Source organism: Micromonospora sp. NPDC005194, assembly GCF_040608335.1.
In the GTDB taxonomy this organism is placed as follows: Bacteria; Actinomycetota; Actinomycetes; order Mycobacteriales; family Micromonosporaceae; genus Micromonospora.
In genome coordinates, this window is record NZ_JBEXIA010000004.1 from 17,250 (window position 1) to 43,377 (window position 26,128).

The following is a 26,128-nucleotide window of genomic DNA, read 5'->3' on the forward strand; positions in this document are numbered from 1 at the left end:
ATTCTAATCTTAAGGGAGACGGCTTGTCAAGGCACTCCGGCGGTACCGGTGAATTGCCGCTCGACGACGAGATCGGCCGCGAGCAGGAGTACGTCTCGATGCTCTACGACCGGCTGGACGGGTTGCGTGAGCAGGCCACCCACCGGCTCACCGCCGAGCTGCGCAACACCGGCGGCACGCTCCAGGACCGCTCCCAGCGCGACAGCTCCGTGGCGATGTACGCCGACCAGGTCGAGCAGTTCTCCGCCGTGGAGAATGGTCTCTGCTTCGGACGGCTCGACGGCGACGACGACTCCCGCCGCTACATCGGCCGAATCGGGATCTTCGACACCAGTGGCGACTACGACCCGCTGCTGATGGACTGGCGGGCTCCCGCCGCGCGTCCGTTCTACCTCGCCACCGCCGCCAACCCGCAGGGCGTACGCCGGCGGCGGCACCTGCGCACCCGCCAGCGCAAGGTGACCGGGCTCAACGACGAGGTGCTCGACATCGACAGCGCCTCGCCGGGCGGGCACGAGGAGCTGACCGGCGAGGCGTCGCTGCTCGCCGCCCTCAACGCCGGCCGGACCGGCCGGATGCGCGACATCGTGGAGACCATCCAGGCCGAGCAGGACGGGATCATCCGCGCCGATCTGCCCGGCGTCATGGTGGTCCAGGGCGGCCCCGGCACCGGCAAGACGGCGGTCGCGCTGCACCGGGCGGCGTACCTGCTCTACACACACCGGCGGGAGCTGTCCAGCCGGGGTGTGCTGCTGGTCGGCCCGAACGCGACGTTCCTGCGCTACATCTCCCAGGTGTTGCCCACTCTGGCCGAGACGGGCGTGCTGCTGCGTACCCAGGGTGATCTGTTTCCCGGGGTGAGCGCCCAGCGCGTCGAGCCGGCCGAGACCGCGGCGCTCAAGGGCCGGGCGGTGCTCGCCGAGGTGCTGGCGCTGGCCGTCCGGGACCGGCAGTGGGTGCCGGACGAGCCGCTGGAGATCGAGGTGGAGCGCGAGGTGCTGACCCTCGACCCGGAGACGGTGCGTGCCGCCCGGGACCGGGTGCGCCGCACCGACCGGCCGCACAACCTGGCACGGGCGCTGTTCGACGTGGAGATCGTGCACGCGCTCGCCGACCAGGTGGCGGAGCGGATCGGCGCCGACCCGCTGGGCGGGGACAACCTGCTCGACGAGGCCGACCGCGCCGAGATCCGTCGCGAGCTGCGCGAGGAGACGGAGATTCAGGCGGCCCTCGACCGGCTGTGGCCGGTGCTCACCCCGCAGCGCCTGCTCGCCGATCTGTACGCGGACCCGGACCGGATCGCCGCCGCCGCACCGATGCTCACCGAGGACGAGCGGGCCCGGCTGCATCGCGAGCCGGGCGGGTGGACGCCCGCCGACGTGCCGCTGCTGGACGAGGCCGCCGAGCTGCTCGGTGAGGACGAGCGGGCCGCCGCCGCCCGCCGGGACCGCATCCGGATGATGGAACGGGAGTACGCCGAGGGCGTCCTGGAGATCGCTCGGGGTTCCCGCTCGATCGACGTCGAGGACGAGGCCGAGGGCGGTGAGATCCTCGGCGTGACCGACCTCATCGACGCCGACCGGCTGCTGGAGCGGCAGGAGGAGGCCGACCGGCTGACCACCGCGCAGCGCGCCGCCGCCGACCGGACCTGGGCGTTCGGGCACGTGATCGTGGACGAGGCGCAGGAGTTGTCGCCAATGGCGTGGCGGCTGCTGATGCGCCGCTGCCCGAGCCGGTCGATGACGATCGTCGGGGACGTGGCACAGACCGGCGCGCTCGCCGGGACGCCGTCCTGGGCCGATGCCCTCGCCCCCTACGTGGCGCAGCGCTGGCGGCTGACCGAGCTGACGGTCAGCTACCGCACGCCGGCCGAGATCATGGCGGTCGCCGCCGACGTACTGGCCGAGATCGACCCGGCGCTGCGACCGCCGCGCTCGGTGCGCGAGAGCGGCCTTCCACCGTGGGACCGGGCGGTGCCCGACGAGCAACTGCCCGCAGAGCTGGTGTCGGCGGCGACGCGCGAGGCCGCCGGGCTGACCGAGGGCCGGCTCGGCGTCATCGTGCCGGCCAGCCGGGTGGACGCGCTCGGCGCGGCGTTGACCGCCGCGCTGCCGGAGGCCACGGTGGGCGAGCACCCGGAGTTGGAGAGCCGGGTGGTCGTGCTGACGGTCGCGCAGGCCAAGGGCCTGGAGTTCGACTCGGTGCTGGTGGTCGACCCGGACCGGATGGTGGCGGAGTCGCCGCGCGGGCGCAGCGACCTGTACGTCGCGCTCACCCGGGCCACCCAGCGCCTGGGCGTCCTGCGCCCCTGCCGCTGACCGACCGCCGCGCCCCCGCTGACCGGCCGGTCGGCGGGGGCGGGCTCACCGTCGGTCAGTCGGTCGAGCGGTCCCGGATGGACTTGCCCGGCCCGGTGGCGGACGTGGACTGGTCGCTGGTGCTGCCCCCCATCGGGGTGCTCAACCCGCCGGTGGTGGCGTCCCCGGTCGTCGTCGGGGCAACCTTGCCGGGGTGCCGCTCCGGCTGGCGGGCGACCCGCCGCACGCTCGCCGGGCCGGCGGTGCCACCGGTGGTGGTCACCGCACCCTGCCCGCCGACCGGGCCACCGTCGCGCAGCACCTGCGGGTCGACCCGCTCGTGCGCCGGGTCGAGCGGGTCGTCTCGCTGGATCTGGCTCTCGATATCGGTGGGGGGCACTGTGACCTCGTCGAGGGCGCCCTCGCCGTACACGCCGCCGGCGATCCGGTTCTCGGCCTGGCGGGCGGCCTCCTGCCGCATGTCGTCCTCACGCACGTCCATCACCTCGCAGAAGCTGTGGAACTGACTGCGTGCCCGGCCACCCGTCGACCAAACCCGCAGTGCTCAGGTGCCGAGCGGGAAACGGACATCCGCCCCGATGTGCCCCAACGGTGAGACCCGTCCGACGACCGCGCCGACCACTGCGTGGCCAGCCGTCGTCGATTCTTTTTCGAGCCGAGGAGTGTTACCTGGTCGGCGGCCTCGGGTAGTCGGGGGGCGTCCCCGCCGTGCAAGCGAACCGTGCCGTGGCCGACACGCGGTAGCGGGGCGAGGGAATGCAGGTACGACTCATCGCATCCTGAGGAGGACCAGATGAGCACGCAGGCTGCTTCCACCCGGCCGATGAACCGGCCGATGAACGACCCGCAGAATCCCGCAGCGATGCGGGAGACGCAGCAGATGCCGGTCATGCACGACGGGCGTCGCAACGACATGCAGGCACCCGGTACGGAGACCAAGCAGGCCTTCAAGACCACCGAGTTCTGGATCTACCTGATCGCGGTGGCCGCCGTACTGGGCGCGTCGCAGGTCGTCGGGCGGAACTCGGCCGGAGTGGACATCTTCCGGGCCGACAACGCCTGGTTCCTGATCACCCTGCTGACGTTGGGCTACCTCGGTAGCCGCGGCCTGGCCAAGGCCGGCAGCAACTGGCGCAGCAGCGAGGAGCGCAAGGCCCGGCACTGACCGGGTGACAGCACAGCGCACGGTGGCCTCCGGGAGAGTTCTCCCGGAGGCCACCGTCGTCTGTGGAGGCGTTACTCGTCGCCGCCGAAGTCGCCGAAGTCGCCCTCGAAGGCGTCCTCGATCATCTCGCCGGCGATCATGCCGCCGGCGACGCCGAGCGCCGCGCCGGCCACCATGCCGCCCACGCCGCCCATACCGCCGTGCCCGCGGCCATGACCGTGGCCGTGGCCGTACTGGGAGCGCAGGCTGCCGTAGCGGGACGTCGTCTCGCGCAGCCAACCGTCGACGACCTGCGCCCAGTCGACGCGGTCGACGTCGGCGTGCGACACCTGGTAGCGGCCGAACGCGTCGTGCCCGGCGCTGAGGAAGCCGCCCCGCTTGTCACACTCCAGGATCACCTCGACACCACGCTGACTCGTCACGAAGGTCAGCTCGACCTCGTTGATGGTGCCCGCGTACTGCGGGGAGGCGAAGAACTCGATCTCCTGGTAGAACGGCAGCGTCTGCTGCACGCCGCGGATGTGACCGCGCTCCAGGTCGGCGTGCTTGAACCGGAAACCGAGGCGCTGGAACGCCTCCAGGATCCGCTCGTGCACAGGCAACGGGTGCACCGCCACGTGGTCCAGGTCGGTTTTGTCGACCGCGCGGGCCACCGACAGCTCCGTCCGCAGGCCCATCGTCATGCCGTGCAGGCGCTGGCCGTACACGTCGGTGATCGGGGTCTCCCACGGCACCGGGAGCTGGAACGGGATCGACAACTCCTGCTTGGGCGCGAGCTGGAACGCGCCACTGACGGCCATCCGGTGAAACTCCATGGTGCCCGCGTACTCCGTGTCGTGGCCCTCGACCTCGACCCGGGTGACCAGACCGATCACCACCTGCTCGATGGCCGCCGGGCTTTCACCGCCGACGAGGTTGACCTGCCCGTCGAGGGTCAGGCCGGGCCGGGTGTTGGGGTTGGTCAGCACGGTGTCCACACTGGGACCGCCCACACCGAACGCGCTCAACATCTTCTTGAAGACCATCGAAACTCCTGTGCGACAGCCGACCGCTCCTGTGTTGGAGTCGGACGTTGACTCGACGGGCACCCTATCCAGCACCCCTGTGAGATGGCTGTGAGCGCGCCACACCGGCGACCTGGTGTCGATCAGCGTCGCGCGCGGATCATGCCGGGGGTCAGATCCCCGATCGCCAGGTCGGCTGCGCGCTCGGGATCGTAGCCGGCCCGGCGGAGCAGCCCGTCGACACACCAGTGACCCGAGCGGTCGGCGCCATCGGTGACATCGAGATCAAGGTCGAGGTTGCACCGCTCGCCGGCGACGGTGACCTCCCAGTCGGGCCGACGCCGGTGCACCGCGAGCAGTAGCCGCCATGCCAGGTCGTTCCGCCGGTCACGACGCAGCGGATCGCATTCGCGCAGGGCCTCGGCGACGTGGTCCGCGTCGGGATCGAAGCCGTCCAGCAGCGGCAGCAGTGACGGATCTGCCAGGTACGCGGCGGCCCGGATGGTGAACCTGTGGACCTCGTCGTGGGAGAGCATCTCGCGTACCAGTGGAAGTGCCCGTGCGTCCCGCCGCCGGGCCAGCCCTCGGGCACCTTCCGCGCGTACCTCCTGGTCGACGTCGCGGGTACGGTCCCACAGCGCCCGGCGGACGGCGTTCCCGTCGGCGGTGCTCACCCAGCCGAGCCCGAAGGTGGCCCACTCCCGCACGGCGGTATCGGAATCGGTGGACAGGTCGATCAGCACCGCCTCGCCGGCTTCGGCCGGAGGATCGTCGAGGACCGCCGGCACCGCGACAGCGACCTGGAACCGTACGTCGCTGTCGGGACTGCCCGCGAGGGTGACAAGGGTCGGCAGGGCGCGGGGATCGCAGGTCGCGCCCAGGGCGCGAGCAATCGACCAGTGCACCTCGGGATCGACTTCGGTGCTGGCCAGCGAGATCAGGGCCGTCGCGGCGGCCGCACGCAGGTCGTCCCCGTGCACAGCGCTCGCGTAGCCGAGCAGGTCGCACGCCGCCGCGCGTACCACGCGGTCCGGATCAGCGAGTTTGCCGACAGCCAGCTGGAAGGCCACCACGCCCGCGCCAGCCGCCTGCCGGAGCAGCTCCGACCCGTCGTCGGAGTCGCCGTCCTCGACGGTACGCCGCAACCGCTGCACCGCCCGGTCGAACAGGTCCGCCACCTCGTGCGCCTCCACGCTCGACATGGTGCCCCCGGCCAGTCGCTGCCGCCACCAACTTTTGATCGACTCGACATCGCCGATATGGGGCTATCAGCCGGCCGGGACACCCCGACATCGGCGATGTCGAGTCGATCACGGCTCGGTGCGGCCGAACGTGCCGTCTTTGACCCCGTTGACGAAGGCAGTCCAGCCGCTGACGCCGTAGACGAGGGTCGCCGCCGCGCGGTCCTTGCTGTCCCGCACCGCCACCCGACCAGAACCGTCGAGAACAGGCCCCGCTTCGACACAGCTCCCGCCGTTACTGTTGCTGCGAGTGCTGATGTGCCAGGCCACGGCCGGCAGGGCTTCGTTCATGGCAGTTCCTCCGTGATCTTCGCGATCAGCTCGGCCGCCTCGCGCTGATCGAGCGCGACATCCTGCAGGCGATGGTACGCAAGCGCGTACCGTCTCGACTTCGGAGATTCCATGAACCGGCGCCCACCCAGAGTCTCCGCATAGGCCACCTCGGGATACGGCTTCGGCATCCGGAAGAGAACGAATGAGCCGTCCAGCCCGGCGTGCAGGCCGACCCGCGATGGCAACACGCGGACGTCGATGTTCTGCCGTCGCATCAGCCCGGCGAGGTGTTGTAGTTGGCCGCGCATCACGGCCGGACTCCCGACTGGTCGACGAAGAACGCTTTCGTCGATGACCGCCGCTACACGGACGGCGGGATCGCGCGTGAGCACACGCTGGCGGTCGACCCGCAGTTGCAGCCACTTGCGGACCGAGAAATCCGATGCCTGCTCTCCCTCGGCGTTACGGATCACCGCTTCCGCGTAGGCCGCCGTCTGCATCAGCCCCGGCATGAGGAAGGCATCCCACGAGCAGATGTGCTCGGCTCTGGTCTCCAACCAGGGGAAATCGATGAACGAGGCGTCCACCAACTCGTCGTAGTCGTCGTCCCAGCGGTCGGTCCGCCAGGCGTCTTCGGCAAGCTGGAGGAAGCGGTTGCGCTCGCGCCCGTCATGCTCGCCGTAAAGATCGAGAAGCGATTCGACAACGCCTCGGCGGAACGGCCACTCGGCACGCTCCCAGCGGGCGATGGACGAAAAGTCCCGCTCCAGAAACTCGGCCGCCTGCTTGAGAGTGATGCCGCGCTGTTCCCGCAACTGTCGCATCTGCTGGCCGAGCCACTGGGCACGCAATGTCTGGACGAACGATTCACGCCTGGCGGGCATGGGTCCCCTCTCTGACGTCCCTCATGACGAACTTCGTTGGTGTCGTTGCACCAATGCCGGGGCCACTGGAAACGTGGCCCGCGGGTGAGGGTGATCGCCGGCCCCCGGGGAAGCCCGGTGCAAACACGGCAACCGCAGCTGTGCCAACAGCCGAGAAGGTGACGAGAGGCGGCCTCGCGAGTGGCAGTCGCATACCGGCTCTCGTCGGGTCTCAACTAGAGCGTCGGGAGGTACGAATCCCGGCTCCGAACCGACTTGCACGAATACCTACCACGAAGAAGGGCGCTCTCGCGACCCCGACCCACCATCGACCGACGACGACAGAGGTGACCGATGACCAGAGGCACGCACCACGACGGCGGACGGCTGCATCCGCGGCACGTGCGCGACCACCAGTTCGCCACCGTCGGCTTCGGCCGAAGGGGCCTCGACCCCCGGGAGGTGCGGCGGTTCCTGCACCGCGTCGCGCTCGACCTGACCGCGCTGCACCACGACCTGGCGCTGCTCAGCGAGGAGAACGCGCGGGTCAAGCGGGCGCTGCGGGCCCGGCAGGGCGCCTGGTCCGAGGGGCAGCGAAGGTGATTCCGCCGGATCGGGTCTTCGTACCGCTGCCTCGGGCCGCCGTGCTGGCGTTCACCGAGCCGCCCGAACCGCCGCCCCGGCACGTGATCCACCTGCCGGTGGCGGTTGTCGACCTGGCCGGCGCACTGGAATTGGCCCGTGCTCTCGCCCGGTCGCTGACCGCGACGTCACAGATCGACATCGGCGGCATCACCGTGTCGGCCGAGGACGCGCAGCACGTACGACACTGGGTCTTCTGTGACCGGATCATGCCCGATCGCCGGCGATGTGCGCGGCCGGCCGACCACGACGGACCCTGCTCTCCTGTCGAGGATCCCTGACCCACATCTATCCTCGTGGACGATGACAATGGGGAGACGGGCACACGCCGCCGTGCTCGCTGCGGCGGTCGCGTTGCTGGCGGTGGTCGGGTGCGACACGGCAGCGGTTGACGAGACGCGTGGATGCCAGGAGCAGCGGCAGCTCGACGAGGCGAAGGTCCGGGTCAGCCGCTGGGAGCCGCCGGATGAGCTTCCGTTTATCGGCGACTATTCGGAGATTCACTGGCAAGCGCGCGCGTTGGGCAATCCGTGTTCACGGATGCCGGGCCCGACGGACTGGGAATACCAGGGCGTCATCATCCTGCGTCCCGAGGACGCACACCGGTTGGCCGAGCGGTTCGAGTTCGTTTCGTTCACCAACATCGACCCGGCCGAGCTGATCCACTCACACACGCCTACGGACGTGCGACCGGACCTCGCACCGTTCCTCCCGACCAAGCCACAGTGGCTGCACAGTCAGACCTACAACGATGCGCTACCGTCGACACGCTGGCGGGTGGTGTTCCTGGACGTGCAGCATCACACGCTCCTGTTCATGCTGAACGATCATTAGACGAGTCCTAACCGGTCTCCACGACGACCAGTTCGCCTACCTGTTCGCCGATCGTGGTGCGGGCGTCCGCTGGCAGCCCTCGGTCGGTGATCAGCACGTCGGCCGCCTCCAGCGGGGCGATGGTGGCGATGCCGATCGTCTCCCACTTGGTGTGGTCGGCGAGCACCACGAGCCGGCGGGCCGCGCCGATCAGACACCGGTTGACGCCGGCCTCCAGCAGGTTCGGCGTGGTGAAGCCGGTACGCGGGCTGAGCCCGTGCACACCCAGGAACAGCAGGTCGACGTTGAGCGCGCTGATCGCGGCCTCGGCCACCGGACCGGTCAGCGCGTCCGACGGGGTACGGATGCCACCGGTCAACACGACCGTCTGGTCGGCGCGCGGGTTCTGGTAGAGCGCGTCGGCCACCGGGATCGAGTTGGTCACCACGGTCAGCCCGTGCACATCGGAGAGCAGGGTGGCCAGCGCGGCAGTGGTCGTCCCGGCGGACAGCGCGATGGCCATCCCCGGCTCCACCATCGTCGCCGCCCGCTCGGCGATGGCCCGCTTCTCCGTCTGCTGGCGGATCGACTTCGCGGCGAACCCGGGCTCCTCGGCCGAGCCCGGGCCGGCGAGGGTCGCGCCGCCGTGGACCTTGTCCACCAGGCCGCGCTCGGCCAGCACCTCCAGGTCGCGCCGGATCGTCATGTCGGACACGCCGAACCGGCTGACCAGGTGGCTCACCCGCACGCCGCCACGCTGGCGGATCAGATCGAGGATGGCGGTCTGCCGCTGCTGGGCCAGCATCTCAGGGAACCTCCTTCGCGCCGCGCTGGTCGCCGGGTCAGGCCGACTCGTCGGCCCGGTCCTCGCGGACCACGGCCACCTCGCCGGCCGGCACTGTCAGCTCACCCGCACACCGCGTCCCGGTCAACAGCTCGGTGCCGCGCGCCGCGACGCGTACCTCGGTCTCGGTGTGGTTGATCGCGAACAGCCAGGTCCGCTCGCCGTCGCGTCGTCGTACCACCTCCACCCCGGTCGGCGCCTGCGCCGCCGGGCGGACGCCGGCCTCGTCGAGCAGCCGGGCGACGAGCCGGTCGGTGGCCGGTTCGTCCAGCCGGGTGCCGACGTACCAGGCGGCGCCCGCGCCGACCGGCCGCCGGGTCAGCGCAGGCACACCCGGCAGGGGCCCGTCGGTGTACGACGCCAGCACCTCGGCGTCGTCGGCGTGCAGCCATTCGGTCCACACGTCGGCGGTGCTGCCGTCGTCGAGCCGGACCCGCTCGCCGTCGCGCAGCGGGAAGAACTCCTCGGTCCGTACGCCCAGCAGGTCCCGGAAGGCGCCCGGGTAGCCGCCCAGCCGGATGTGGTCGTTGGGGTCCACGATGCCGCTGAAGTAGGTGACGGCCGCCGTGCCACCGGCCTCGACGAACCGGCGCAGCGCGTCGGCGTCGGTGTCGCGGACCAGGTAGAGAGTGGGCACCAGGACCAGACGGTAGCCGCTGAGGTCGGCCGACGGGTGGACGATGTCGGCGGTCACGCCGGCCCGCCACAGCGCGCCGTAGAGGGCGTTCATCCGGTCGGCGTAGGTGACGTCGGCGCTGGGGTGCGAGTCCAGCTCGACCGCCCACCACGCCTCCCAGTCGAACAGGATCGCCACGTCGGCGTCCACCCGGCTGCCGCGGATCTCGGCCAGCGCCTTGAGATCCGCGCCGAGCTGGCAGACCTCGCGGAACACCTTGGTGTCCGGGCCGGCGTGCGGCACAAGCGCGGAGTGGAACTTCTCCGCGCCGGCCCGGGAGGCCCGCCACTGAAAGAACAGCACCCCGTCGGCGCCGCGGGCGACGTGCGCCAGGCTGTTGCGGCGCAGCTGCCCGGGCAGCTTGGCCACGTTGCGCGGCTGCCAGTTGACCGCGCTGGTGGAGTGCTCCATGAGCAGCCACGGGTCGCCGCCGGCGACGCCCCGGGTGTGGTCGGCGGCGAACGCCAGCCCGAGGTGCGCCTGCGGGTTGGCGGCGGTCAGGTAGTGGTCGTTGGACACCAGGTCCACATCGGGGGCCCAGGAGTGGTAGTCCATGTGCTTGACGCCCATGCCGATCATGAAGTTGGTGGTGACCGGCTGGCGGACCAGCGTCGTCAGCACCTCGCGTTCGGCGCGCAGTTGGGCGCGCTGCTCGTCGGAGGAGAAGCGCAGGAAGTCGAGTTGCTGCGTGGGGTTGGCGAAGGTCGGCGCGGTGCGCGGCGGGTTGATCTCGGCCCAGTCGCCGTAGCGCTGGCTCCAGAAGGCCGTGCCCCAGGCGTCGTTGAGCCGGTCCAGGTCGCCGTAGCGGTCCCGCAGCCAGCCCCGGAACGCCTCGGCGCTGACGTCGCAGTAGCAGTGCACGTTGTGGCAGCCCAGCTCGTTCGAGACGTGCCACATGACCACGGCGGGATGCTCGGCGTACCGGCCGGCGACCGCCCGCACCAGCTCCAGGGAGCGCTCGCGGAACACCGGGGAACTGGGGCAGTACGCCTGCCGGCCGCCCGGCCAGAGGATCGCGCCGTCGGCCCGGCGGGGCAGCGTCTCCGGGTGCGCGCGGGCCAGCCAGGGTGGCGGGCTGGCGGTCGCGGTGGCCAGGTCGACCTGGATGCCGCCGTCGTGCAGCAGATCCAGGACCCGGTCCAGCCAGCCGAACTCGAACCGGCCCGGAGCGGGCTCCAGCAGAGCCCAGGAGAAGATGCCGACGGAGACCAGGTTGACCCCGGCCCGACGCATCAGCTCGACGTCCTCCGACCAGGTCTGCTCGGGCCACTGCTCGGGGTTGTAGTCGCCGCCGAAATAGATGCCGTTCCCCTGCCATCGCCGCATGACAGCTGAGGGTGCACCTGCCGCCGCACGGAAGTCAACAGGTTCCAACATCGACTTTGTTTCCAACGTTTACCACGTAACAGCCGTATCACGACTGGGTTATCAGAGGTGAACAGCCCTCTTGACAGCGGCCTATGGAGGGGTAGCTTGAGGCCCCAACTGGCCGATCGTGTTCGCCAATGTGGATTCTCGGTGGATCACGATGCGTATCCACAAGGCCGGACGCGCTCTTCACCACCCCTGACGGCCCTTGGGCGTAGCACCTCTTCATCCGCAGGAGGCACAGATGTCCCGTCCCCGATCCCAAGCCGAGTACCTGGCTCGGCTCGTACCGCCCTCCGTCGCCGGCATCAACCGACGGTCGCTGCTGGCCGGCGCGGCCGGCACGGGCGCGCTGCTCGGCACCGGTCTGCTCGCCGGCTGCGGCGACGACTCCGGCTCCGGCGGGTCCAGCAAGGACGTGTCGCTCGGATCCAACCAGTCCGACCCGAAGCCCAAGGACGTCCTCGCGAAGGTCGCCGACGGGTTCAAGACCGCCTCCGGCGTCCAGGTCGCGGTGAACACGGTCGACCACAACACGTTCCAGGAGAACATCAACAACTACCTCCAGGGCAAGCCGGACGACGTCTTCACCTGGTTCGCCGGCTACCGGATGCGCTTCTTCGCCCAGAAGGGCCTGGCCAGCGACATCAGCGACGTGTGGGGCAAGCTCTCCGGCTACTCGGACGCCTTCAAGAAGGCGTCCACCGGCGACGACGGCAAGCAGTACTTCGTCCCGGCGTCGTACTACCCGTGGGCCGTCTTCTACCGCAAGTCGGTCTGGCAGCAGCACGGCTACCAGGTGCCCACCACGCTGGACCAGTTCACCGCGCTCGGCGCGCAGATGAAGAAGGACGGCCTCATCCCCGTCGCCTTCGCCGACAAGGACGGCTGGCCGGCGATGGGCACCTTCGACATCCTCAACCTGCGGATCAACGGCTACCAGTTCCACGTCGACCTGATGGCCGGCAAGGAGGCCTGGACCTCCGACAAGGTCAAGAAGGTCTTCGACACCTGGGCCGGCCTGCTCCCCCTGCACCAGCCGGACAGCCTCGGCCGCACCTGGCAGGAGGCCGCGCAGTCGCTGCAGCAGAAGAAGAGCGGGATGTACCTGCTCGGTCTCTTCGTCGGTCAGCAGTTCAGCAACGACGAACAGAGCGACCTCGACTTCTTCACGTTCCCCGAGATCGACCCGTCCATCGGCGCGAAGGCCCTGGACGCCCCGATCGACGGCTACATGATGGCCCGCAAGCCCAAGAACGAGGACAACGCCCGCAAGCTGATGGAGTACTTCGGCGGCAAGACCGCCGCGGACATCACGGTCAAGAGCGACCCGACCACCCTGGTCGCCAACACCGGCGCCGACGTCAGTGGCTACACCGCGCTGCAGAAGAAGGCCGCCGAGCTGGTCGGGTCGGCCACCGAGATCGCGCAGTTCCTCGACCGGGACACCCGGCCGGACTTCGCCTCCACGGTGATGATCCCGGCGATCCAGCAGTTCATCAAGAACCCCAAGGACATCGACGGTCTCACGTCGTCCATCGAGAACCAGAAGAAGTCGATCTTCACTGACTGACGGCGGAAGGGGGAGGACATCGTGTCCGACCTGCCCCTGATCCAAGCGGATCGCGCCGTGCCGCCGCCGGCCGCGACCACCTCAACGGGTGGTCGTCGCCGGCGGCTACGGCTCCTGTCCCGCACCGACCGCGTGGTCATCACGCTGATGGTGCTCGTCCCGCTGCTGCTCGTCACCGCCTTCGTCTGGCTGCCGGCGCTGGCGACCGTGGTGCTCTCCAGCACCGACTGGGACGGCATCGGCCCACTGAACGAGATCGACTTCGTCGGCGCTCGCAACTACAGCGACGTCGTGAACATCTACCCGCCGTTCGTGCCGGCGATCCAGCACAACCTGCTCTGGCTGGCCGTGCTGTTCGTGGTCGCCACCCCGTTCGGCATGTTCCTGGCCGTGCTGCTCGACAAGGAGCTGCGCGGCAGCCGCTTCTACCAGACGGCGCTGTACCTGCCGGTGGTGCTCTCGCTGGCACTGATCGGCTTCGTCTGGCAGCTGCTCTACTCCCGCGACCAGGGTCTCATCAACGCCGTCTTCGGCAGCAACGTCGACTGGTACGGCGACTCGAACGTCAACATCTGGGCGGTCATGATCGCCTCCGGCTGGCGGCACGTCGGCTACATCATGCTGCTCTACCTCGCCGGCCTGAAGGGCGTCGACCCGTCGCTGCGGGAGGCCGCGGCGGTCGACGGCGCGTCGGAGAGCCGGACGTTCTTCCGGGTGGTGTTCCCGGTGCTGCGGCCGATCAACATCATCGTGCTGGTGGTGACGGTGATCGAGTCGCTGCGCGCGTTCGACCTGGTCTGGGTCGTCAACAAGGGACGCAACGGTCTGGAGCTGATCTCGGCACTGGTCACCCAGAACGTGGTGGGTGAGGCGAGCCGGATCGGCTTCGGCTCCGCGCTGGCGACGATCATGCTGGTCGTCTCGCTGGTCTTCATCACCATCTACCTGGCGACCGTGATGAGGGAGGACCGGGAATGAGCACCGCGACAGTGACCCGGCGTACCGAGGGTGGCACCGACACCCCGGTCCGCCGCCGCAAGCTGACCCCGGCGCGGCTGCTGCTGCACGGCTTCCTCATCGTCGTCTCGCTGGCCTGGCTCTTCCCGATCGCCTGGGCGGTGCTGACCTCGCTGCGCTCCTACGATTACACGGCCGCCAACGGCTACGTCTCATTCGGCGGCTGGACCTTCGACAACTACGTCACCGCGTGGCGGACAGCGGAGTTCGGCAAACACTTCCTCAACTCGGTCTACATCACCGTGCCGGCGGTGCTGCTGACGCTCTTCCTCGCCTCCTGCGTGGCGTTCGTCATCGCCCGGTTCAACTGGAAGATCAACCTCGTCCTGCTCGGGGTGTTCACCGCCGCCAACCTGCTGCCCCAGCAGGCATTGCTCATCCCGCTGTTCCGGCTGTTCACCGAGGTGCCGCTGCCGGAGTTCATGAGTGACTCCGAACTGCTCTACGACAGCTACTGGGGCCTGATCCTGATCAACGTGGCCTTCCAGTGCGGGTTCTGCGTCTTCGTGCTCAGCAACTACATGAAGGCGCTGCCCCGCGACCTGTACGAGGCGGCGATGGTCGACGGGGCCAGCGTCTGGCGGCAGTACTGGCAGGTCACCATGCCGCTGTGCCGGCCGGCCCTGGCAGCGCTCGCCACCCTGGAGGTGACCTGGATCTACAACGAGTTCTTCTGGGCCACCGTCCTCATGCGCACCGGCGACAAGTTCCCGGTGACCAGCTCGCTCAACAACCTGCGCGGCGAGTTCTTCACCGACAACAACCTGGTCTCGGCGGGCAGCGTGCTCGTCGCGATCCCCACCCTGGTGATCTTCTTTATGCTCCAGCGGCACTTCGTCCGGGGCCTGACCTTGGGAGCCTCCAAAGGATGACGATCCTGCACCTGCGCCGCGCGCGGACCAGCCTGGTGCTCGACGCGCGCGGCCCGGGGCTGCCCCGCGTCGTGCACTGGGGCGGCGACGTCGGCGACCTCGACGACGACGCCCTGCGCCAGCTCACCGACGCGACAGTGCCACCCGTGGTGCCGAGCAGCTTCGACGAGCCGCCCGCGCTGTCCCTGCTGCCGGAGGCGAGCGCCGGCTGGAGCGGTCGGCCGGGACTGGTCGGGCATCGTGACGGGCAGGACTGGTCCACCGCGTTCCGGCTCGACGGTCTCGACGTCGACCAGCCCTCCGACGCTCCGGCGCGGGTCACCGTGCGGGCGTCGGACGGGGTCGCCGGGCTCGGCCTGACCGTCGAGATCACGCTGGACCGGTACGGCCTGCTGACCATTCGCCATCGCCTGCGCAACGACGGCGACGGCGCGTACGAGGTGCACGGGCTGACGCCGGTGCTGCCGGTGCCGGCGGTCGCCACCGAACTGCTCGACCTGACCGGCCGCTGGTGTCGGGAACGCTCGCCACAGCGGCATCCCTGGCAGCACGGCGCGTGGGTCCGCGAGGGCCGGCACGGGCGCACCGGGCACGATGCCACGCTGTTGCTGGTCGCCGGCGCCGCCGGGTTCGGCTTCGGCCACGGCGAGGTCTGGGCGGTGCACACCGCGTGGAGCGGCGACCACGTCACCGTCGCCGAGCGGCACCCCACCGGCGAGTCCACTCTCGGCGGCGGCGAACTGCTGGCGCCCGGCGAGATCCGGCTCGCCCCCGGCGAGGAGTACGACACTCCACTGCTCTACGCCGTCTGGTCCGACGTCGGGCTGGACGGGCTCAGCGACGTACTCCATTCGCATCTGCGGGCCCGGCCCGGACACCCGCGCTCCCCCCGCCCGGTGACCCTCAACGTCTGGGAGGCGGTCTACTTCGACCACGACCTGGACCGGCTGCGGGCCCTCGCCGACCGGGCCGCGCACCTCGGCGTGGAACGGTTCGTGCTTGACGACGGCTGGTTCCGCGGCCGGCGCGACGACACCGCCGGGCTCGGCGACTGGTACGTCGACGAGGGCGTCTGGCCCGACGGCCTGCAACCGCTCATCGACCACGTGACCGGCCAGGGCCTTCAGTTCGGCCTGTGGGTGGAGCCGGAGATGGTCAATCCCGACTCCGACCTGTTCCGCGCGCACCCGGACTGGCTGCTGGCCGTGCCGGGGCGGCTGCCGCCGGCCTGGCGCAACCAGCAGGTGCTCGACCTGGGCCGCCCGGAGGCGTACGACCACGTGCTGGAACGCCTCGACGCGCTGCTGCGCGACCACCCCGGCATCAGCTACCTCAAGTGGGACCACAACCGGGACCTCACCGAGGCCGGGCACCGCGGCCGGCCCGGGGTGCACGGGCAGACCCTCGCGGTCTACCGCCTCCTCGACGAGCTGCGCCGCCGGCATCCCGGCGTCGAGATCGAGAGCTGCTCGTCCGGCGGCGCCCGGGTGGACCTGGCCATCCTGGCCCGCACCGACCGGGTCTGGGCCAGCGACTGCAACGACGCCTTGGAACGGCTCAGCATCCAACGCTGGACCGGTCTGCTGCTGCCTCCGGAGCTGATCGGCACGCACATCGGCCCGGAACGCTCGCACACCACCAACCGCGTGCACGACCTGGGCTTCCGGGCGGCCACCGCGCTGTTCGGCCACCACGGGATCGAGTGGGACATCGCCTCGATCAGCGCTGCCGAACAGGCCGAGTTGGCCGCCTGGGTGGCGCTGCACAAGCGGCTGCGTCCGCTGCTGCACGCCGGCCGGGTGGTCCGCGTCGACCACCCGGACCCGGCCGTCTGGGCGCACGGCGTGGTCGCGGGTGACAAGACCCGAGCGGTGTACGCGGTGGCACGGCTCGCCACCTCGGTGGCGCAGACCCCGGGCGCGGTACGTCTGCCCGGCCTCGATCCGACGCGGCGTTACCGGGTACGAGCGGTGGCGGACGTGCCGCCCCCGGCGACCATCGAGCGGGCCGCGCCACCGTGGCTGGCCTCCGGTGTCACGCTCAGCGGAGCGGCGCTGGCCCGGGTGGGTGTGCAGCTGCCCGCGTTGCACCCGGAGCAGAGCCTGGTGCTGGAGGTCGACGAGGCCAGCTAGAAATTTCTTCCGCCGGAGTGTCGAGAACGGTGACGCGTGCTTCTACCTCAGGGTGAGAGCACCGACCACGGTGCGCGGACGTGAGGGGCGAACCATGAAGTACATGCTGCTGATGCAGTTCAGCGCCACCGGGACCGACTTCCCGAGCATCGACACCTGGACCCCGGACGAGGTCCGGGCCCACATCGCGTTCATGGGCGAGGTCAATGAGAAGCTGACCGCCGCCGGGGAGTGGGTCGACGCGCAGGGCCTCGGTGGCCCGCAGCAGGCGCGGATCGTGCGTGCCGGCGAGGGCGGGACGCCGGTGGTCACGGAGGGGCCGTTCGCCGAGACGAAGGAGTTCCTCGCCGGCTTCTGGATCGTCGACTGCGACAGCCCGCAGCGGGCGGTGGAGGTGGCCGCGTACATCTCCACCGCGCCCGGCCCCGGTGGCCGGCCGCTGAACATGCCGATCGAGGTGCACCCGGTGATGTCCGCACCCACCGAGGAGTTGTGAGGGCTGACCACCGATCCCCAGATCGAGGACCTGCTGCGCGAGTTGGCGCCGCAGGTCCTCGGCGTGCTCGCCCGCCGGTTCGGTGACTTCGCCACCGCCGAGGACGCCGTGCAGGAGGCGCTGCTCGCCGCCGCGACCCAGTGGCCGGCCGACGGGTTGCCCGCCAACCCGCGCGGTTGGCTGATCCAGGTCGGCTACCGCCGGATGATCGAGCTGATCCGCGGCGAGCAGGCCCGGCGCCGCCGGGAGGACCTGGTCGCCCGCCGGGATCCTGACGACCGGCAGTACGCGCCGGCAGCGGACGAGGAGTTGACCGCCGCGCGGGACGACACTCTGGTGCTGCTCTTCCTGTGCTGCCACCCGGCGCTCGCCCCCGCATCGGCGGTCGCGCTGACCCTGCGCGCGGTCGGCGGGCTCACCACCGCCGAGATAGCGCGCGCGTTCCTGGTGCCCGAGGCGACCATGGCCCAGCGGATCAGCCGCGCCAAGCAGCGTATCCGCGCGTCCGGGCTGCCGTTTCGGATGCCGGAGGAGGCGGAACGGGCCGACCGGCTGTCCGCCGTCCGGCAGGTGCTCTACCTGATCTTCACCGAGGGGCACACCAGCACCGCCGGCCCGGCCCTGCGCCGCGTCGACCTCGCGGCCGAGGCGATCCGGCTGACCCGCGCGCTGCACACGCGACTGCCCGACGACAGCGAGACGGCCGGGCTGCTGGCGTTGCTGCTGCTCACCGAGGCGCGCAGCCCGGCGCGCACCGGCCCCTCCGGAGAGTTGATCTCCCTGGCCGACCAGGACCGCAGCCGCTGGGACGCCGCGGCGATCACCGAGGGCGTCGCACTGATCACCCGGGCGTTGCCGCGCGGCCCGGTCGGCCCGTACCAGGTGCAGGCCGCCATCGCCGCCCTGCACGACGAGGCGCCGAGCACCGACGCGACCGACTGGCCGCAGATCCTGGCGCTGTACGAGGTGTTGGAACGGCTCGCCGGCACCCCGGTGGTGGCGCTCAACCGGGCCGTGGCGACCGCCATGGTGCACGGGCCGACAGCCGGCCTCACGGCCCTCGACGCCCTGGGCGACGATCCCCGGCTGGCGGGGCACCACCGGCTGGCCGCCGCCCGCGCGCACCTGCACGAGATGGCCGGCGACCGGGAGCGGGCGATCGCGGACTATCGCGCCGCCGCCGCGCGCACCAGCAGCCTTCCCGAACAGCGCTACCTCACCATGCGGGCCGCCCGGCTCGCCGCCGGTCCACCGACCACCGAGGACTGAGGAACCCTATGGCGTACGTGCTGCTGGGGATCGCCATCCTCGCGGAGGTTCTGGCGACCAGCCTGATCAAGAGCACCGCCGGATTCAGCCGACTCTGGCCGACGCTGGGATGCCTGACCGGGTACGCGCTGGCGTTCCTCCTGCTGGCCCAGGCCGTGAAGGAGATACCGGTCGGTGTCGCGTACGCCCTGTGGTCGGGTCTGGGCACCGCGGCCATCGTGGCGATCGGCGCGGTGTTCCTGGGCGAGTCGGTCGGGCCGGTCAAGCTCGTCGGCATCGCTCTGATCATCGCGGGGGTGGTCATCGTGAACCTGACCGGGGAGCACTGACCGCGGCCGGCGCGGTGGCCGGGCCCGACGCGGGCCCGGCCACCTGGCGTCGGTCAGCTTGCCGTGCAGCTCACCTCCGGCTTGGGGTTGGTGCCGGTCCAGCTGCCGATGAAGCCGAAGCTGGCGCTGGCGCCGGCAGCCAGCCGGCCGTTGTAGTCCACGTTGCGCGCGGTCACCGTGGATCCGCTGCTGGTCACCGTCGCGTTCCAGGCCTGGGTGACGCTCTGACCGCTGGCGAGGGTCCACCGGGCGGTCCAACCGGTGATCGCGCTCGTGCCGGCGGTCACCCGCACCTCGCCCTGGAAGCCACCCTGCCACTGGTTGAGCACCGTGTACGTCGCGGTGCAGCCACCGGCGGGCGGTGGAGTGGTCGGAGGCGGCGTGGTGGGCGGCGGGGTCGTCGGCGGAGGCGTGGTCGGCGGAGGCGTCGTGGGCGGGGGCGTGGTCGGCGGCGGGGTGCCGCCGAAGACGCTTGCCTCGCGGGCGGTCTGCCGGATGCCGTTGGCGCCGTTGAAGACCCGCTGCCCCCAGGTGGTCAGGTTGGCCGGGTTGAACGCGGTGGCCATGTCGAGGTACTCCACGCCACCCCCGTTGCCGCTCCACGACCAGCCCAGCCAGCCGATCCCGTTGGCCTGGCTGTACGCGAGGATGGTGTCCTCGTCCGGGTCACCATCGGAGTGGTTGAAGCCGAACTCACCGACCACGATGGGCAGCCCGGCCGCCCGGAAACGGCCCAGGTAGTCGGTGATCTCGGCGGCGGTGTCGAAGACGCCGTACATGTGGATGGAGAAGACCGTGTTGCGGGCCGGGTCCGCCGCGAAGACCGCGGCGGCGTTGTCGCGCATGGTGAACGACCAGTCCTGCCCCCAGTTCGGGGCGTCCACCATGATCGTGTGGGTCAGCCCACCGGCCCGCAGTCGCTTGATCGCGTTGGCGTTGTCGGTGGCCCACGAGGAGTAGTTCTGGTTGCCGTACGGCTCGTTGCCGATGTTGACGATGACGTACCGTTCCTGGCCGACCAGCACATCCTTCAGGCTGAGCCAGTAGTCGACGGCGCGGTCCAGCGTGATCGCGCCGCTCTGCTCGCCGTAGCCGGTGGTGTCGTGCACCTCCAGTACGCAGATCAGCCGGTTGGCCTTGCACAGCGAGATGACGTTGGCGACGTCGGCGTTGGTGTTGCGGGTCCACCGGTCGCCACTGGCGAGCACCACCCGCACGGTGTTCGCGCCGAGTGCCTTGACGTTCGCGAACGTGCTGGTCTGCTGCGGATACCAGGTGTGGGCGTGGTTCACCCCACGCATGATGAATTGGGCGCCGTTGGCGTCGTACAGCTTGCCGCCCGCGACGGAAAAGCCGGCCGCGGCGTGCGCCGGCTGGCTGAACGCCAGCACGGCGAGGAGCAACGCGAGCAGGGCCGAGCCGGCGGCGGAGAGTCGAGTCTTCATGGCCTTCCTCAGGGAGGACCCCCGGTGCCCGACAGGGGTGGGACGTGACAGGGGAAGGCGGCTGCAGCCCGACAGCCGCCGCCCGGCTCCCGGCGACGCTCGCATCAGCCTAGGGCGATGGATCAGCCCTAGCAACCGGTTCAGTAGCCTGGTCAGGGACGCGGACAGCCGTAACGGCCCGCGTGGAAGCGGGCCGTCACGGGGCAATCATCCCCACCACAGGATGTGCGCCAGACCGTAGGTCTTAACCGGTTAAGACGACCGTAGGCCGGTCGCTGGCATCCGTCAAGCATCGGCCGTCCGAACCGGACGAGAGGGTTGACGGCCGCTGACCTGGGTATCTCGGGACGAACCGTCGGCGAGAAGGAGATACCCGGATGGTGAGCGTCGGCTACACCCTGATGTGCGAGCAGGCCGGTCCGAAGCAGCTGGTGGACCACGCGGTGCGGGCCGAGGCGGCCGGCTTCGACCAACTGGTGATCTCTGATCACTACTATCCCTGGCTCGACGCCCAGGGCCACTCCCCGTACGCCTGGTCGGTGCTCGGCGCGGTCGCGCACGCCACCTCCCGCGCGGAGCTGATGTCCTTCGTGACCTGCCCGATCCGCCGCTACCACCCGGCCGTGGTCGCGCAGAAGGCCAGCACCATCGGGGCGCTCTCGGACGGGCGGTTCACCCTCGGCCTAGGCGCCGGGGAGAACCTCAACGAGCATGTCGTCGGCGGCTGGCCGCACGTGCAGCAGCGCCACGAGATGTTCGAGGAGGCGCTGCAGATCATCCGGCCGCTGCTCAACGGTGAGACGTTGACCTTCTCCGGCAACCACTTCGACGTGCCCGACGCCTACGTCTGGGACCGCCCCGAGCGGCCGGTGCCGATGGCCATCGCCGCCTCCGGCCGGCAGTCCGCCACCCTGGCGGCCGAGTACGGCAACGGCCTCGTCTCCACCGAGCCCGACCGGCACATCATCGAGATGTACGACGACGCCGGTGGCGTCGGCCAGCCCCGCTACGGACAGGTGGCCATCTGCTACGGCCCGGACGAGGCCGAGTGCCGCAAGACCGTGCACGACCAGTTCCGCTGGTTCGGAATGGGTTGGAAGGTCAACGCCGACCTGCCCGACCCGGACGCCTTCGCCGCCGCCACCCAGTTCGTGCGCGAGGAGGACGTCGCCGAGGGCATCTCCTGCGGCCCGGACGTGGACGCGCACGTCGAGGCGTTCCGCAAGTTCGTCGACGCCGGCTTCACGCACGTGGCGATCATCCAGGTCGGCGGCGAGAGCCAGCCGATGTTCCTGGACTGGGCACAGGAGCAGCTGCTGCCCCGGCTGCGCCAACTGTGAGGCTGACGCCCGCCGGCCGCTTCGGGCCGGCCGAGCTGCGGCTCGCCATCGCCGCGCCTCGGCCGGCCGCCGGCTTGACAAGCGAGTGGCGGCTCGTCGACGGGCTGCGTACCCACACCCGGCGTGGCCCGGACCCCGGCACCGGCAACCCGCCCGTGGTCCTGGTGCACGGCCTGGCGGTCTCGCACCGCTACCTCACCCCGCTGGCCGTCGCGCTCGCCCAAACCCATCCGGTGTACGTGCCGGACCTGCCCGGCTTCGGCCTGACCGCGCACCCCCACGGCGCGTACGACGTGCGCCGGCACGCCGCACACCTGGCCGCCTGGCTGGCGGCGTACCGGTTGCCGCCGGTCTGCCTGCTCGGGCATTCGTTCGGCGCCGAGGTGGCCGCCGCGCTCGCGGCGACCCACCCGGAGGCGGTACGCGCGCTGGTGCTGGCCGGGCCGACCGCCGACCCGGCCGGCCGGTCCCGCCGGGCCCAGTTCGGCCGGTGGCTGGTGGACACCCTGCACGAGTCGCCGTTGCAGGCGCCGATCCTGCTCCGGGACGTCTGGAACGCGCGACCCTGGCGGGTCCTGGCGACGTTGTCGCACTCGGTCCGCAACACGATCGAGGCGGACCTGGTCCGGATCACGGCGCCGACGCTTGTCGTCACCGGCGCGCGGGATCCCGTCGCGCCGGCCGCCTGGCGGACCCAGGTGGCCCGGCTGGTCCCGGACGCCGATCTGGTGGTCGTTCCCCGGGCCGCACACAACGTGGCCACCACGGCTCCGACGGCGGTCGCCGACGCGATCCGCCACCTGCTCACCCCGCAGCCCGCACTCACGGACAGGTAAAACCCATGCGTTTCGGTAACACAGAGATCCGCCCGCTCGGTGGTGGCCTGGGCTGCCTCCTGATGATCCTCTTCTCGATCCTGGCCTCGGTGGTGCTGACCGTGCTGCTCAACCTCGTGCTCTGAGGCGTCGTCAGCGGCGCAGACCCAGTGCGCTCAGCACTTCCCGGGACGCCACCCGGGCCGGGTCGAGCACCGCGCGGCGGGTCCACCGGGCCGCCGGCGTGATGGTCGCCCGCCAGACCGCTCGCAGGCTGCGCGCCGCCGGCACGACCGTCACCGACCAGACCCAGCGGATGCCCGACAGCAGCGGACGTACGGTGTGCCGCCACAGCCAGCGCAGCCCCAGCCCGACCGGGCGCAGCAGCAGTCGGTAGACCCACCGCAGCAGCCAGCCGGCGGTCTGCCACGCTCCCACCAGCGCGGCCACGACCAGCCGGCCGAACCCCGCGACGAGCCACCAGACTCCCCGCGCCAGGCCGACCACGACCCACCAGAATCCCCGCGCCAGCGCGACGAGCGCGGTGCCCAACGCCCCGGCGAGCACGGCGACGCCGCGCCACAGCAGCCGTCCGGCGGGGGCGAGCGTCGCGCCCAGCCAGCGCAGCGGCCGCACGATGAGGTGCTCGGCGAGCCAGACCAGCACGCGTCCCAGGGCCACCAGAGGCGGGCGCAGCCCATGGTGGGCCAGCCACACCAGCGGCGACCAGAGCACCGTGCGGACCGTCCAAGCGAGGGCGTACCCCAGCCACACCAGTGGCAACCACACGAGGGTGCGGGCCACCCACGCGACACCCCGCCCCAACCACACCAGTGGCAACCACACGAGAGTGCGGGCCACCCACGCGACACCCCGGGCCAGCCACACCAGGGGCACCCAGACGAGATTGCGGGCCGCCCAGCGCAGGGGACGCCACAGTAGACGGTCGGCGCACCACAGCAGCGGACGCCAGAGCAGCCGGTCCAGGGCCCAGACCAACGGGGCCACCAGCCAGTCGCGCAGGAACCGTCCCACCGGGGTGAGCAGGTACCGGCGCAGCAGCCGGCCGGCAGCCGCGATCAGCTCCCAGAGCAGGCGTACCGGCAGCACGAAGACCAGCGCGACACCGCGCGCGACGGCCGCGACCAGCGGGAGCGCGACGGCGGCCGGCTCCGCCGTGCGGACAGCCGACGGGGCTCGGGCCGCGAGCATCACCGGGGGCGCGGCCGGGTTGTCGGCGGGCGGCGCGGGGAGCGGTGGTTGGTCGGTCACGGTGGGCACGGTAGCCCGGCGACGCCATCGGCCAGGGCCCCGCGCGGTCACAGGTCGATGGTGGCCAGCAGTGGATAGTGGTCGGAGGCCGTGTCCGCTGTTGCACCACGGATCACCTGGCAGCCATGCACCCGCTCGGCCACCGCGCGGCTGCCGAAGAGGTAGTCCAGCCGCATGCCGGCGAACTCGGCCCCGCCGAAGCGGGTGGGCACGGTGAGACCGTCGGCCTCCGGCGCTCGGACGTTGGACGACGGCCACAGGTCGACGAGGTTGGCGGCGAGCAGGCGGGCGATCGCGCGGGTGTCCACGGCGCCACCGCCCCGGCGCACATGCCGTCGCCGGTAGATGGCGCTCAGGCCGGTCAGGCGAGCGGTGTGATCGACCGTCGGGTCGAGCGAGTTGAGGTCGCCGGCGAGCAGCGTCAGCGGCCCCGGGGCGCGGCGCAGCGCCGCCACCAGCCAGTCGACCTCCATCCGTCGGCGTCCGCCGGAGTACGGGTAGAGGTGGGTGCCGAGCACGGTGAGCGGGCCGGCCGAGGTGGACACCACGACGCGGGCGGCGGCGTGGTGGAACGGCCGGCGCAGCGCCCCCGCGGCGAGAACCCGGTACGGCGGCCGGACCAGCACCGCCACCGGCTGCCCGAAGCAGGACCGGGCCAGGTGGGGCGTCATCCCCACCCGGCCCGCCACCGTGGCCATCAACCCGTCCCGGTCGAAGCCGCGCAGCTCCTGCAGGGCCAACACGTCCGGCCTCTGCTGGTCGATGACCTGAACCACCTGATCCAGCCGGTCGGAGCCACCGCGGTCCCGGCCGCCGGTGCGGATGTTCCAGGTCATCACCCGCACGGCAGCGCTCAGTCGGCTCGGCCGGCGCGCGCCAGCTCGTCGTCGAGGGTGTCCACGTCGTCGGACTCGATGGCCGGCTGGTTGCCCTCCGTCAGGTCGGCGTTCGGGCGGATCACGAGGTAGAGCAGCGCGATCCAGAGCGCGGAGAGCAGGATCGCGCCCATGAAGTCGGTCGGGTGGTGCATCCCCCGGTACATCCGCGAGGTCGCCACCCCGGCCGGCATGATCACGGCCAACGCCACGAAGACCCACCGCCACCAGCGGTCGGTACGCGGGAACACGATGAGGGTGATCGCCAGCCAGACGCAGATCGTCGCCGCGATGTGCCCGGACGGGAAGGAGGAGGTGGGCATCTGCCCGTCCAGGTTCTCCACCGGGGGCCGTGGCCGGTCGACCGCACGCGCCGAGGCGAGGAAGAGGGTCAGCTCACCGACCATCGCCAGCGCCACGAACAGCACGGGCCGCCACCGCCGCCACACCGCGAGCACCAGCGGGCAGAACACCAGCGAGATGAGCAGGATCGCGTGGGTGTCACCGAACTTGCTCCACCACCAGCTCACCTCGGTCAGCATGTCGGTGTGCCGGGCGGCGAACCAGCGGGGAACCTCGGTGTCGAGGGTGTCGAAGAAGGTGCCCTTGGCGTGATAGCTGACGTACGTGCCGAAGCCGTACAGCGCGCCGAACACCAGCACCCAGCCGACCAGCAGCTCGGCCACCGCCGAGCGGGGGTGCGCCAGCACGTGCTCCTCGGCCGGGGCGGGGGCGATCTCGTGCCCGGCCTCCGGCTCCAGCCCCTCGCTCAGCGGCGGCACCGGCCGGCCGCGCTCGCGCCGCCACAGCCGGAAGGCGTACGCGGTCACGCCCAGCCACGTGGCGCCGAGCAGCCAGCCGGCCAGCACGTCGGAGACGAAGTGCACGCCCAGCGCGATCCGGGTCAGCCCGATCAGCGCCACCAGCACACCGACGCCGACGATCGCGGGCTTGCGCCAGCGCGGTGCCATCGCCGGCAGGAACACCAGCAGCAGCGCCCCGTACGCGACGAACGAGCCCAGCGCGTGCCCGCTCGGGAAGCTGTTGCCGGGTGCGCTGGCGACCGGGATGTCCACCACCGGGCGGAGCCGGCCGACGAGGGTCTTGAGCGACGGGTCGAGGATCAGCCCACCGACCCCGGTGATGATCAGGTAGACGGCCAGCCGGGGCTGCCGTCGGATCAGCAGCCCGACCACCGCGATGGTGACCAGCCAGATGAGGATCGGCCGGCCGCCCAGGTCGGTCACCGCCTGAAGCACGGTGACCAGCGGGTGGTGCGGGGCGACGAGCGAGTTGAACCACTCGGCGACCGCGTGGTCGGCGTCCTGCAACGGGCTCCACCGCACCCGCACGAGCAACAACAACAGCCCGAAAGCCACGCCGGCACCGGTGACGGCCACCAGGCCGGCGATGCTCCGTTCGGCGAAGTGACCGATCGGACGTCGAGCCACCTCTTTGACCGCGGTCACCCCGCACCTCCCTTGTT

Annotated in this window: 25 protein-coding genes; 14 read left to right on the forward strand and 11 right to left on the reverse strand. The window is 71.0% G+C overall.

Annotated features, from left to right (window positions below; all coding sequences use genetic code 11):
* Positions 1-23: 23 nt before the first annotated feature.
* The gene (locus ABZU53_RS04460) at positions 24-2,318 is read left to right on the forward strand and encodes an ATP-binding domain-containing protein (protein WP_355063820.1); all 2,295 of its coding nucleotides are present in this window, start codon (positions 24-26) and stop codon (positions 2,316-2,318) included.
* A gap of 55 nt (positions 2,319-2,373) precedes the next feature.
* Here ABZU53_RS04460 and ABZU53_RS04465 read toward each other — a convergent pair whose 3' ends face one another.
* Positions 2,374-2,793: a hypothetical protein gene (locus tag ABZU53_RS04465; RefSeq protein WP_355063822.1), complete on the reverse strand. Its 420-nt coding sequence runs from the start codon at positions 2,791-2,793 to the stop codon at positions 2,374-2,376.
* A gap of 318 nt (positions 2,794-3,111) precedes the next feature.
* Between ABZU53_RS04465 and ABZU53_RS04470 the strand changes: the two genes are divergently transcribed.
* Positions 3,112-3,483 (forward strand): hypothetical protein, encoded by a 372-nt coding sequence (locus ABZU53_RS04470; protein ID WP_354855401.1) that lies wholly within the window; start codon positions 3,112-3,114, stop codon positions 3,481-3,483.
* Positions 3,484-3,554: 71 nt separating this feature from the next.
* On the opposite strand, the gene ABZU53_RS04475 is transcribed toward ABZU53_RS04470, so the two are convergent.
* The 4 genes from ABZU53_RS04475 to ABZU53_RS04490 all read right to left on the reverse strand — a co-directional run bounded on the left by ABZU53_RS04475 (position 3,555) and on the right by ABZU53_RS04490 (position 6,885).
* The gene (locus ABZU53_RS04475; protein WP_355063823.1) at positions 3,555-4,508 is read right to left on the reverse strand and encodes a sporulation protein; all 954 of its coding nucleotides are present in this window, start codon (positions 4,506-4,508) and stop codon (positions 3,555-3,557) included.
* 122 nt (positions 4,509-4,630) lie between these two features.
* Entirely contained in the window at positions 4,631-5,680 is a 1,050-nt protein-coding gene (locus tag ABZU53_RS04480; protein WP_355063825.1) for a HEAT repeat domain-containing protein, read from the reverse strand.
* A gap of 117 nt (positions 5,681-5,797) precedes the next feature.
* On the reverse strand, positions 5,798-6,019 hold the full coding sequence (locus ABZU53_RS04485; protein ID WP_354855404.1) for a DUF397 domain-containing protein: 222 nt from the start codon (positions 6,017-6,019) through the stop codon (positions 5,798-5,800).
* Positions 6,016-6,885, reverse strand: coding sequence for a helix-turn-helix transcriptional regulator (locus ABZU53_RS04490; RefSeq protein WP_354855405.1), 870 nt, complete (start codon positions 6,883-6,885; stop codon positions 6,016-6,018). The genes ABZU53_RS04485 and ABZU53_RS04490 overlap by 4 nt, the downstream gene beginning before the upstream one ends.
* Before the next feature lie 333 nt (positions 6,886-7,218).
* Between ABZU53_RS04490 and ABZU53_RS04495 the strand changes: the two genes are divergently transcribed.
* The 3 genes from ABZU53_RS04495 (at position 7,219) to ABZU53_RS04505 (ending at position 8,340) form a co-directional block, all read left to right on the forward strand.
* The gene (locus tag ABZU53_RS04495) at positions 7,219-7,467 is read left to right on the forward strand and encodes a DivIVA domain-containing protein (protein ID WP_354855406.1); all 249 of its coding nucleotides are present in this window, start codon (positions 7,219-7,221) and stop codon (positions 7,465-7,467) included.
* 83 nt (positions 7,468-7,550) lie between these two features.
* A complete protein-coding gene (locus tag ABZU53_RS04500) occupies positions 7,551-7,787 on the forward strand; it encodes a hypothetical protein (RefSeq protein ID WP_355064038.1) in 237 nt (78 codons plus the stop codon).
* Positions 7,788-7,809: 22 nt separating this feature from the next.
* Positions 7,810-8,340 (forward strand): hypothetical protein, encoded by a 531-nt coding sequence (locus ABZU53_RS04505; RefSeq protein ID WP_355063827.1) that lies wholly within the window; start codon positions 7,810-7,812, stop codon positions 8,338-8,340.
* Positions 8,341-8,347: 7 nt separating this feature from the next.
* Here ABZU53_RS04505 and ABZU53_RS04510 read toward each other — a convergent pair whose 3' ends face one another.
* Both ABZU53_RS04510 and ABZU53_RS04515 read right to left on the reverse strand, forming a co-directional pair.
* The gene (locus ABZU53_RS04510; RefSeq protein ID WP_354855408.1) at positions 8,348-9,124 is read right to left on the reverse strand and encodes a DeoR/GlpR family DNA-binding transcription regulator; all 777 of its coding nucleotides are present in this window, start codon (positions 9,122-9,124) and stop codon (positions 8,348-8,350) included.
* A gap of 37 nt (positions 9,125-9,161) precedes the next feature.
* A complete protein-coding gene (locus tag ABZU53_RS04515) occupies positions 9,162-11,165 on the reverse strand; it encodes a beta-galactosidase (protein WP_355063829.1) in 2,004 nt (667 codons plus the stop codon).
* Positions 11,166-11,451: 286 nt separating this feature from the next.
* On the opposite strand from ABZU53_RS04515, the gene ABZU53_RS04520 reads away from it, so the two are divergent.
* The 7 genes from ABZU53_RS04520 to ABZU53_RS04550 all read left to right on the forward strand — a co-directional run bounded on the left by ABZU53_RS04520 (position 11,452) and on the right by ABZU53_RS04550 (position 18,895).
* Positions 11,452-12,780 carry an ABC transporter substrate-binding protein gene (locus ABZU53_RS04520; RefSeq protein ID WP_354855410.1) on the forward strand — a complete coding sequence of 443 codons (1,329 nt, stop codon included), beginning with the start codon at positions 11,452-11,454 and terminating at the stop codon, positions 12,778-12,780.
* A gap of 21 nt (positions 12,781-12,801) precedes the next feature.
* Positions 12,802-13,758 (forward strand): sugar ABC transporter permease, encoded by a 957-nt coding sequence (locus ABZU53_RS04525; RefSeq protein ID WP_354855411.1) that lies wholly within the window; start codon positions 12,802-12,804, stop codon positions 13,756-13,758.
* The gene (locus tag ABZU53_RS04530; RefSeq protein WP_354855412.1) at positions 13,755-14,669 is read left to right on the forward strand and encodes a carbohydrate ABC transporter permease; all 915 of its coding nucleotides are present in this window, start codon (positions 13,755-13,757) and stop codon (positions 14,667-14,669) included. The genes ABZU53_RS04525 and ABZU53_RS04530 overlap by 4 nt, the downstream gene beginning before the upstream one ends.
* The gene (locus tag ABZU53_RS04535) at positions 14,666-16,801 is read left to right on the forward strand and encodes an alpha-galactosidase (RefSeq protein ID WP_355063831.1); all 2,136 of its coding nucleotides are present in this window, start codon (positions 14,666-14,668) and stop codon (positions 16,799-16,801) included. The genes ABZU53_RS04530 and ABZU53_RS04535 overlap by 4 nt, the downstream gene beginning before the upstream one ends.
* Before the next feature lie 94 nt (positions 16,802-16,895).
* Complete coding sequence (locus ABZU53_RS04540; protein WP_355063832.1) at positions 16,896-17,297, forward strand: YciI family protein; 402 nt, start codon at positions 16,896-16,898, stop codon at positions 17,295-17,297.
* Positions 17,298-17,300: 3 nt separating this feature from the next.
* Positions 17,301-18,566: a sigma-70 family RNA polymerase sigma factor gene (locus ABZU53_RS04545; protein ID WP_355064039.1), complete on the forward strand. Its 1,266-nt coding sequence runs from the start codon at positions 17,301-17,303 to the stop codon at positions 18,564-18,566.
* Positions 18,567-18,574: 8 nt separating this feature from the next.
* Positions 18,575-18,895, forward strand: a complete 321-nt coding sequence (locus ABZU53_RS04550; protein ID WP_355063834.1) for a multidrug efflux SMR transporter — start codon at positions 18,575-18,577, stop codon at positions 18,893-18,895.
* Between the two features lie 53 nt (positions 18,896-18,948).
* Here the strand turns inward: ABZU53_RS04550 and ABZU53_RS04555 are convergent, their stop codons facing one another.
* Positions 18,949-20,340, reverse strand: coding sequence for a cellulase family glycosylhydrolase (locus tag ABZU53_RS04555; protein ID WP_355063836.1), 1,392 nt, complete (start codon positions 20,338-20,340; stop codon positions 18,949-18,951).
* A 377-nt stretch (positions 20,341-20,717) separates the two neighbouring features.
* Between ABZU53_RS04555 and ABZU53_RS04560 the strand changes: the two genes are divergently transcribed.
* Positions 20,718-21,680: a TIGR03557 family F420-dependent LLM class oxidoreductase gene (locus ABZU53_RS04560; RefSeq protein WP_354855417.1), complete on the forward strand. Its 963-nt coding sequence runs from the start codon at positions 20,718-20,720 to the stop codon at positions 21,678-21,680.
* Positions 21,677-22,516 (forward strand): alpha/beta hydrolase, encoded by an 840-nt coding sequence (locus tag ABZU53_RS04565; protein ID WP_354855418.1) that lies wholly within the window; start codon positions 21,677-21,679, stop codon positions 22,514-22,516. The genes ABZU53_RS04560 and ABZU53_RS04565 overlap by 4 nt, the downstream gene beginning before the upstream one ends.
* A 132-nt stretch (positions 22,517-22,648) precedes the next feature.
* Here the strand turns inward: ABZU53_RS04565 and ABZU53_RS04570 are convergent, their stop codons facing one another.
* Genes ABZU53_RS04570 through ABZU53_RS04580 form a run of 3 tightly spaced genes read right to left on the reverse strand, consistent with a single transcriptional unit; the run spans position 22,649 to position 26,111 of the window.
* Positions 22,649-23,767 carry a hypothetical protein gene (locus ABZU53_RS04570; RefSeq protein WP_355063838.1) on the reverse strand — a complete coding sequence of 373 codons (1,119 nt, stop codon included), beginning with the start codon at positions 23,765-23,767 and terminating at the stop codon, positions 22,649-22,651.
* A 47-nt stretch (positions 23,768-23,814) separates the two neighbouring features.
* Positions 23,815-24,603, reverse strand: a complete 789-nt coding sequence (locus ABZU53_RS04575; RefSeq protein ID WP_355063840.1) for an endonuclease/exonuclease/phosphatase family protein — start codon at positions 24,601-24,603, stop codon at positions 23,815-23,817.
* Positions 24,604-24,620: 17 nt separating this feature from the next.
* Positions 24,621-26,111: a phosphatase PAP2 family protein gene (locus ABZU53_RS04580; protein WP_354855421.1), complete on the reverse strand. Its 1,491-nt coding sequence runs from the start codon at positions 26,109-26,111 to the stop codon at positions 24,621-24,623.
* Positions 26,112-26,128: the final 17 nt, after the last annotated feature.